Below are 6,862 nucleotides of genomic sequence, written 5' to 3'. Positions count from 1 at the left end.
GCTCTCTACGCTGGAGGTGGATGAAGCGCGTTGGCCGTTGGCGGGCGTCACGATCTCATCCTCCGGCGTTAACGGACGTTTACAGGCGATCCTGCGCGCGCATGACGCCAGCCGGGGACGCTTTATGCTGCATCTTGACGGCCGCGCCCATGATTTCTGGCCCGACAGCGGGCGCTGGGACTGGCGCTACTGGGGCAACGGCTATCTGGCGCCGCTGGCGGCGAAGTGGGATGGACAGGGCACCGGCGGCTGGCAGCAGAACATTATCACGCTCGATACGCTCTCTACCGGCTTTGACAAGCTGCGCTACGGCAAAACCACCGTTGCGCAGCCGCGCCTGTATCTGACGCAGCCGCTGGTCTGGCGGCGCGGCGTCGGCGACGGCGCCGTTGGCGGCGCCCTGACGCTGGAGGCGCGCGAAACGCGCTTCGACAACGGCGGCTATCTGCCTTCACCGGCGCTGCGGCTGACGCTTAAGGGCGGCGATCCGGCGCATTTCCTGTTTAACGGCGAGCTGCGCGCGCGCGATATCGGGCCGGTGCGCGTGAATGGCCGCTGGGACGGCGAGCGGCTGCGCGGGCAGGCCTGGTGGCCGCGCCAGTCGCTGACCGTCTTCCAGCCGCTGCTGAGTCCCGATCTGAAAATGAAGATCACCGACGGCACGCTGCGCGCGCAGGTGGCGTTTTCCGCCTCTGACCAGCAGGGTTTCGCCGCCGGCGGTCACTGGGTCGTCGAGGACGGCGCGATCTGGATGCCGGACAATAGTATCCGGGGCATCGATTTTTCCCTGCCGTTCCGGCTGCGCGACAGCCGCTGGCGGCTCGGCACGCACGGTCCGGTGTCGCTGCGCATCAAGACCATCAACAGCCAGTTTCCCATGACCAGCGTCAGCGCCGATTTGCAGGGCAGCTGGCCCTGGAGCGAACGCGAGCCGCTGACCCTCAGCGACGTCAGCATGGGTCTGCTCGGCGGCAGCCTGAGTATGCCGCAGCTGCGTTTGCCGCAGCACCAGCCCGCGATAATACGCCTGCGGGAGATCAGCCTCAGCGAGCTGATCACTGCACTGAAACCCAAGCAGATCGCGCTGTCTGGGCGCATCAACGGCGAACTGCCGCTGTGGCTGAACGATTCGCCCTGGCTGGTGAAAGAGGGCTGGATCGCCAACGACGGCGCTTTAACGCTGCGGCTGGATAAGCAGATGGCGGACGCCATCGCCAGCAATAATATCGCTGCGGGCGCGGCGCTGGACTGGCTGCGCTACATGGAAATCTCGCGCAGCTGGGCCACGATAAACCTTAACGCCATCGGCGATCTGACAATGCAGGCGCAGGTCAACGGCACCAGCCGCTTCAGCAACCGCGACCAGCATGTGAATCTGACCTACCGCCATCAGGAGAACCTGTTTCAGCTGTGGCGCAGCCTGCGCTTTGGCGATAATTTACAATCCTGGGTAGAGCAGAACGCCACTCTGCCGACAAAAAAGGACACCCATCATGAAAATTAACCGGCTGCTGCTGCTGGCCTGCTGTAGCGGGCTGGTCGGCTGCGTACCGCGCATCGAAGTCGCGGCGCCGAAAGAACCGATCACCATCAATATGAACGTGAAGATTGAACATGAGATCCATATTAAGGTGGATAAAGATGTGGAAGCGCTGTTAAACCAGAGCGATCTTTTTTGAGCGGAGGCGGGATGAAAGGCTGGGTTAAACTCTGTCTGCTGCTGGCGCTGGCTTCGCCGGCGGCCATGGCGCTGACGCTCGACGAAGCGCGCCAGCAGGGACGCGTCGGCGAAACCCTGAACGGCTATCTGGCGCCTCGTCAGCAGGATGCGGAAACGCTGGCGCTGGTGGCGCGCATCAATCAGGGACGCGAGCAACATTATCAGCAGATTGCGCAGCAGAATCATTTAAGCACGGATGAGGTGGCGCGTATCGCCGGCGAAAAACTGGTGCGCCGCGCTGCGGCGGGCGAGTATGTGCAGGGAATAAACGGACAGTGGATTAAGAAGTAAAGCAGGCTGGCCGCCGATCGGCGGCCAGCGTTGCGCATCAGGCGGTAGCCAGCTGCGCCAGCGTTTCTTTCGCTTCCGAAGTCGCTTTGGCCGCCACTTCCGGACCGTAGGCGATGCCTTCGGCAAGGACGAAGCTGACGTCGGTAATGCCGATAAAGCCCAGGAACAGCTGTACGTAAGGGGTCAGCAGATCGCTTGGGGTATCTTTATGAATGCCGCCGCGGCTGGAGATGACGATAGCGCGTTTGCCTTTCACCAGGCCTTCCGGGCCCGCTTCGGTGTAGCGGAAGGTGACGCCGGCGCGGGCGATCAGATCGAAGTAGTTCTTCAGCTGCGTCGGGATGTTGAAATTGTACATCGGCGCCGCAATAACAATCACATCGTGCGCGTTCAGTTCAGCGATCAGCGCATCAGACAGCGCCAGCGCTTCCTGCTGACGCGGGCTCAGGGCCGCATCGGAAGGACGCAGCGCGCCAACCAGTTCGCCGTCCAGCACCGGAATCGCATCTGCCGCCAGGTCGCGTACCGTCACCTGATCGCCTTTGGCTTTCGCCTGCTCGGCGTAAAAGTCGGCCAGCTGACCAGACTGAGAATAACCGGCAAGAATACTGGATTTTAAGACTAATACTTTGCTCATAATTTTTTCCTGTCTGTAAATACGGAAGTCTGTCCGCTCAATGGCTTACACTGTAGGGAGTTTATCGCGACAGTGAAAGCGCAATATTTCGAGACCGATGTTCGAAATTCTTGAACAAGCGCGGAGCAGGCCATCCCTGTCCGCACCGCCTGTGGTAACATACGCCGCAGTAAATGAACGTAGCGTCGGCGAGGCCCGACGACGCGGCGGCCATAACAGCAAGCAGAAGCCGCCGCGTGAAAAAGGTAATCAATATGTCTGTCGAATCAAACCCATCGCCGCTTGCGCCTTTTTGGGCGCGGCTGGAAAACGTGACGCTGCGTGACCGCCAGCGGCTGCAACGGCGCCTGCACGGCGCCAAAAAGGTGAAAAATCCTGCTGCGCAGCAGGGCATCGCTGACGAGCTGGAAAAAGAGTTCGCCCAGGCGGAACAGCGTTTGCAGCAGCGTCTGTCGCTGACGCCCACCATTCGCTTCCCGGACAATCTGCCGGTCAGCCAGAAGCAGCAGGCGATCGCCGACGCTATCCGCGATCATCAGGTAGTGATCGTGGCGGGCGAAACCGGCTCAGGTAAAACGACTCAGCTGCCGAAAATTTGTTTGTCGCTGGGGCGCGGGGTGAAAGGGCTGATCGGCCATACCCAGCCGCGCCGTCTGGCGGCGCGCACCGTGGCGAACCGTATCGCCGAGGAGCTGGAAACCTCGCTCGGCGGCTGCGTCGGCTATAAGGTGCGTTTTAACGATCAGGTCAGCGACGCCACCCAGATCAAGCTGATGACTGATGGTATTCTGCTGGCGGAAATCCAGCAGGATCGGCTGCTGATGCAGTACGACACCATCATTATCGATGAGGCGCACGAGCGCAGCCTGAACATCGATTTCCTGCTCGGCTACCTGCGCGAGCTGCTGCCGCGTCGTCCCGATCTGAAAGTGATCATTACCTCCGCCACCATCGATCCGCAGCGCTTTTCGCGCCACTTTAATCATGCGCCGGTGGTGGAAGTCTCAGGCCGCACTTATCCGGTGGAGGTGCGTTATCGTCCGGTGGTCAGCGATGTCGATGAGAGCGACCGCGATCAGCTGCAGGCGATCTTCGACGCGGTGGATGAGCTGGGCCAGGAGAGCAACGGCGATATCCTGATTTTTATGAGCGGCGAACGCGAAATCCGCGACACCGCCGATGCGTTGAGCCGACGCGACCTGCCGCATACTGAAATTCTGCCGCTCTACGCGCGCCTGTCGAACGCCGAACAGAATCGGGTGTTCCAGCCGCACGGCGGTCGTCGCATCGTGCTGGCCACCAACGTGGCCGAAACGTCGCTGACGGTGCCCGGCATCAAATACGTTATCGATCCCGGCACCGCGCGCATCAGCCGCTACAGCTACCGCACCAAGGTGCAGCGCCTGCCGATCGAGCCGGTTTCGCAGGCCTCGGCCAACCAGCGTAAAGGGCGCTGCGGCCGCGTCTCTGAAGGCATCTGCATTCGCCTCTATTCCGAAGAGGATTTCTTAAGCCGCCCGGAATTTACCGACCCGGAGATCCTGCGCACCAACCTGGCCTCGGTTATTTTGCAGATGACCGCGCTGGGGCTGGGCGATATCAGCGCCTTTCCGTTTGTCGAGGCGCCCGATAAGCGCAACATCCAGGATGGCGTGCGCCTGCTGGAAGAACTGGGCGCGATTACCGAAGAGGAAAATGGCCGTTATCGCCTGACGCCGTCGGGCCGCCAGCTGGCGCAGCTGCCGGTTGACCCGCGCCTGGCGCGGATGGTGCTGGAAGCGCAGAAATATGGCTGCGTGCGCGAAGTGATGATTATCGTTGCGGCGCTGTCGATTCAGGATCCGCGCGAACGTCCGGCAGAAAAACAGCAGGCCGCCGATGAGAAACATCGCCGCTTTGCCGATAAAGAGTCCGATTTTATCGCCTTCGTTAACCTGTGGAACTATCTGCAGGAGCAGCAAAAAGCGCTCTCCGGCAACGCGTTCCGCCGCCAGTGCAAGGTCGATTATCTGAACTATCTGCGCGTGCGTGAATGGCAGGATATCTATACCCAGCTGCGCCAGGTCGTGCGCGAGCTGGGTATGCCGGTCAACAGCGAACCGGCGCCGTACCGTGAAATTCATACCGCGCTGCTGACCGGCCTGCTGTCGCATATCGGCCTCAAGGATGCGGAAAAGCAGGAATTCAGCGGCGCGCGCAACGCGCGCTTCGCCATCTTCCCCGGCTCGGCGCTGTTTAAAAAGCCGCCGAAATGGACCATGGTGGCGGAGCTGGTGGAAACCAGCCGCCTGTGGGGACGCATCGCCGCGCGCATCGATCCTGAGTGGATCGAGCCGCTTGCGCAGCATCTGATCAAGCGCAGCTACAGCGAACCGCACTGGGAAAAAGCGCAGGGCGCGGTGATGGCGATGGAGAAGGTGACGCTGTACGGCCTGCCGATCGTGAGCGCGCGCAAGGTGAACTACGGCCCCATCGATCCGCAGCTGTCGCGTGAGCTTTTTATTCGTCATGCGCTGGTGGAGGGCGACTGGCAAACTCGCCACGCCTTCTTTAAGGCGAACCAGAAGCTGCGCAGCGAAGTGGAAGATCTGGAACATAAATCGCGGCGGCGCGATATCCTGGTGGATGACGAAACGCTGTTCGCCTTCTATGACAGCCGCGTCGGCCATGAAGTCGTCTCCGCGCGCCACTTCGACAGCTGGTGGAAAAAGGTCAGCCAGCAAACGCCCGATCTGCTCTCTTTCGATAAAGAGATGTTGATCAAAGAGGGCGCGGACAAGATCAGCAAGCTCGACTATCCCAACTTCTGGCATCAGGGCAACCTGAAGCTGCGCCTCAGCTATCAGTTTGAGCCGGGCGCGGACGCGGATGGCGTCACGGTGCATATTCCGCTGCCGCTGTTGAATCAGGTGGAAGAGGCGGGCTTTGAATGGCAAATCCCCGGCCTGCGCCGCGAGCTGATCATCGCGTTGATTAAATCACTGCCGAAGCCGGTGCGCCGCAACTTTGTGCCCGCGCCTAACTACGCCGAGGCGTTCCTCGGCCGCGTCACCGGCACCGAGACGCCGCTGCTGGACGCGCTGGAGCGTGAATTCCGCCGCATGACCGGCGTCACCATCGACCGCGACGCCTGGCAGTGGGATCAGGTGCCCGATCACCTGAAAATCACCTTCCGCGTGCTGGATGAACATAACCGCAAGCTGAAAGAGGGCAAAGATCTTGCGGCGCTGAAAGCCTCGCTGAAAGGCAAGGTGCAGGAGACGCTGTCGAAAGTGGCCGATGACGGTCTGGAGCAGAGCGGCCTGCATATCTGGAGCTTCGGCGATCTGCCCGCACAGTTCGAGCAGAAGCGCGGCAACTACAGCGTCAAGGCCTGGCCAGCATTGGTGGATGAAAAGGACAGCGTGGCGATACGCCTGTTCGACAGCCAGCATGAACAGCAAAAAATGATGTGGCGCGGCCAGCGTCGTCTGCTGCTGCTGAATATTCCCTCGCCGATTAAATATCTGCACGAAAAGCTGCCGAACAAAGCCAAGCTGGGACTCTACTTTAATCCTTACGGCAAGGTGCTGGAGCTGATCGACGACTGTATTACCTGCGGCATCGATAAGCTGATGGCGGAAAATGGCGGACCGGCCTGGAAAGAAGCGGATTTCCAGCAGCTGCATGATAAGGTGCGCGCCGGACTGAACGAGACCGTGGTGGACATCGCTAAACTGGTGGAGCAGATCCTGACGGCGGTGTTCAATATCAACAAGCGCCTGAAAGGACGCGTGGATATGACCATGGCGTTAGGGCTGTCGGATATCAAAGCGCAGATGAGCGGTCTGGTTTATCGCGGCTTCGTAACGCAGAACGGCTGGAAACGGCTGCCGGATACGTTGCGCTATCTGCAGGCGATTGAGCGCAGGTTGGAGAAGCTGCCGGTCGATCCGCACAGCGATCGCGCGCGAATGCTGAAGGTGGAGCAGGTGCAGCAGGCATGGCAGAGCTGGCTGAATAAGCTGCCGCCCGCGCGTCGCGATGACGAGGATGTACAGGAGATACGCTGGATGATCGAGGAGCTGCGCGTCAGCTATTTCGCCCAGCAGCTTGGCACGCCTTATCCTGTTTCCGATAAACGCATCCTGCAGGCGATGGAGCAAATCGCCGCCTGATCGCAGCTGGCCGCAGAATCATCTGCGGTCAGCGCGATAAGCAACGATCATAACGTG

General features: G+C 60.6%; 5 protein-coding genes. 4 read left to right on the top strand and 1 reads right to left on the bottom strand.

The window, feature by feature from the left end:
- From MYY08_RS05035 to MYY08_RS05025, 3 genes are all read left to right on the top strand, one after another.
- The coding region (locus MYY08_RS05035; RefSeq protein ID WP_288013608.1) for an intermembrane phospholipid transport protein YdbH family protein at positions 1 to 1,504 on the top strand (1,504 nt) is incomplete at its 5' end.
- A complete protein-coding gene (locus tag MYY08_RS05030; RefSeq protein WP_038626019.1) occupies positions 1,494 to 1,679 on the top strand; it encodes a YnbE family lipoprotein in 186 nt (61 codons plus the stop codon). The genes MYY08_RS05035 and MYY08_RS05030, both read left to right, overlap by 11 nt.
- 11 nt (positions 1,680 to 1,690) lie before the next feature.
- Complete coding sequence (locus MYY08_RS05025) at positions 1,691 to 2,011, top strand: YdbL family probable chaperone protein (protein WP_038626021.1); 321 nt, start codon at positions 1,691 to 1,693, stop codon at positions 2,009 to 2,011.
- A gap of 37 nt (positions 2,012 to 2,048) precedes the next feature.
- On the opposite strand, the gene MYY08_RS05020 is transcribed toward MYY08_RS05025, so the two are convergent.
- Positions 2,049 to 2,648: an FMN-dependent NADH-azoreductase gene (locus tag MYY08_RS05020; protein ID WP_038626023.1), complete on the bottom strand. Its 600-nt coding sequence runs from the start codon at positions 2,646 to 2,648 to the stop codon at positions 2,049 to 2,051.
- Between the two features lie 254 nt (positions 2,649 to 2,902).
- On the opposite strand from MYY08_RS05020, the gene hrpA reads away from it, so the two are divergent.
- Positions 2,903 to 6,805 (top strand): ATP-dependent RNA helicase HrpA, encoded by a 3,903-nt coding sequence (hrpA, locus tag MYY08_RS05015; RefSeq protein WP_288013604.1) that lies wholly within the window; start codon positions 2,903 to 2,905, stop codon positions 6,803 to 6,805.
- Positions 6,806 to 6,862 lie beyond the last annotated feature (57 nt).

It is taken from the genome of Mixta sp., from assembly GCF_024610815.1.
Taxonomy (GTDB): domain Bacteria; phylum Pseudomonadota; class Gammaproteobacteria; order Enterobacterales; family Enterobacteriaceae; genus Mixta; species Mixta calida.
The sequence above is the reverse complement of the archived record's forward strand: the minus strand, read 5'-3'. Positions and strand labels throughout refer to the sequence as shown.

Excerpts from the sequence above, each read along its gene's own strand:
- MYY08_RS05030 (WP_038626019.1), top strand. The coding sequence starts at position 1,494 with ATGAAAATTAACCGGCTGCTGCTGCTGGCCTGCTGTAGCGGGCTGGTC.
- MYY08_RS05025 (WP_038626021.1), top strand. The coding sequence starts at position 1,691 with ATGAAAGGCTGGGTTAAACTCTGTCTGCTGCTGGCGCTGGCTTCGCCG.
- hrpA (WP_288013604.1), top strand. The coding sequence starts at position 2,903 with ATGTCTGTCGAATCAAACCCATCGCCGCTTGCGCCTTTTTGGGCGCGG.
- MYY08_RS05020 (WP_038626023.1), bottom strand. The coding sequence starts at position 2,648 with ATGAGCAAAGTATTAGTCTTAAAATCCAGTATTCTTGCCGGTTATTCT.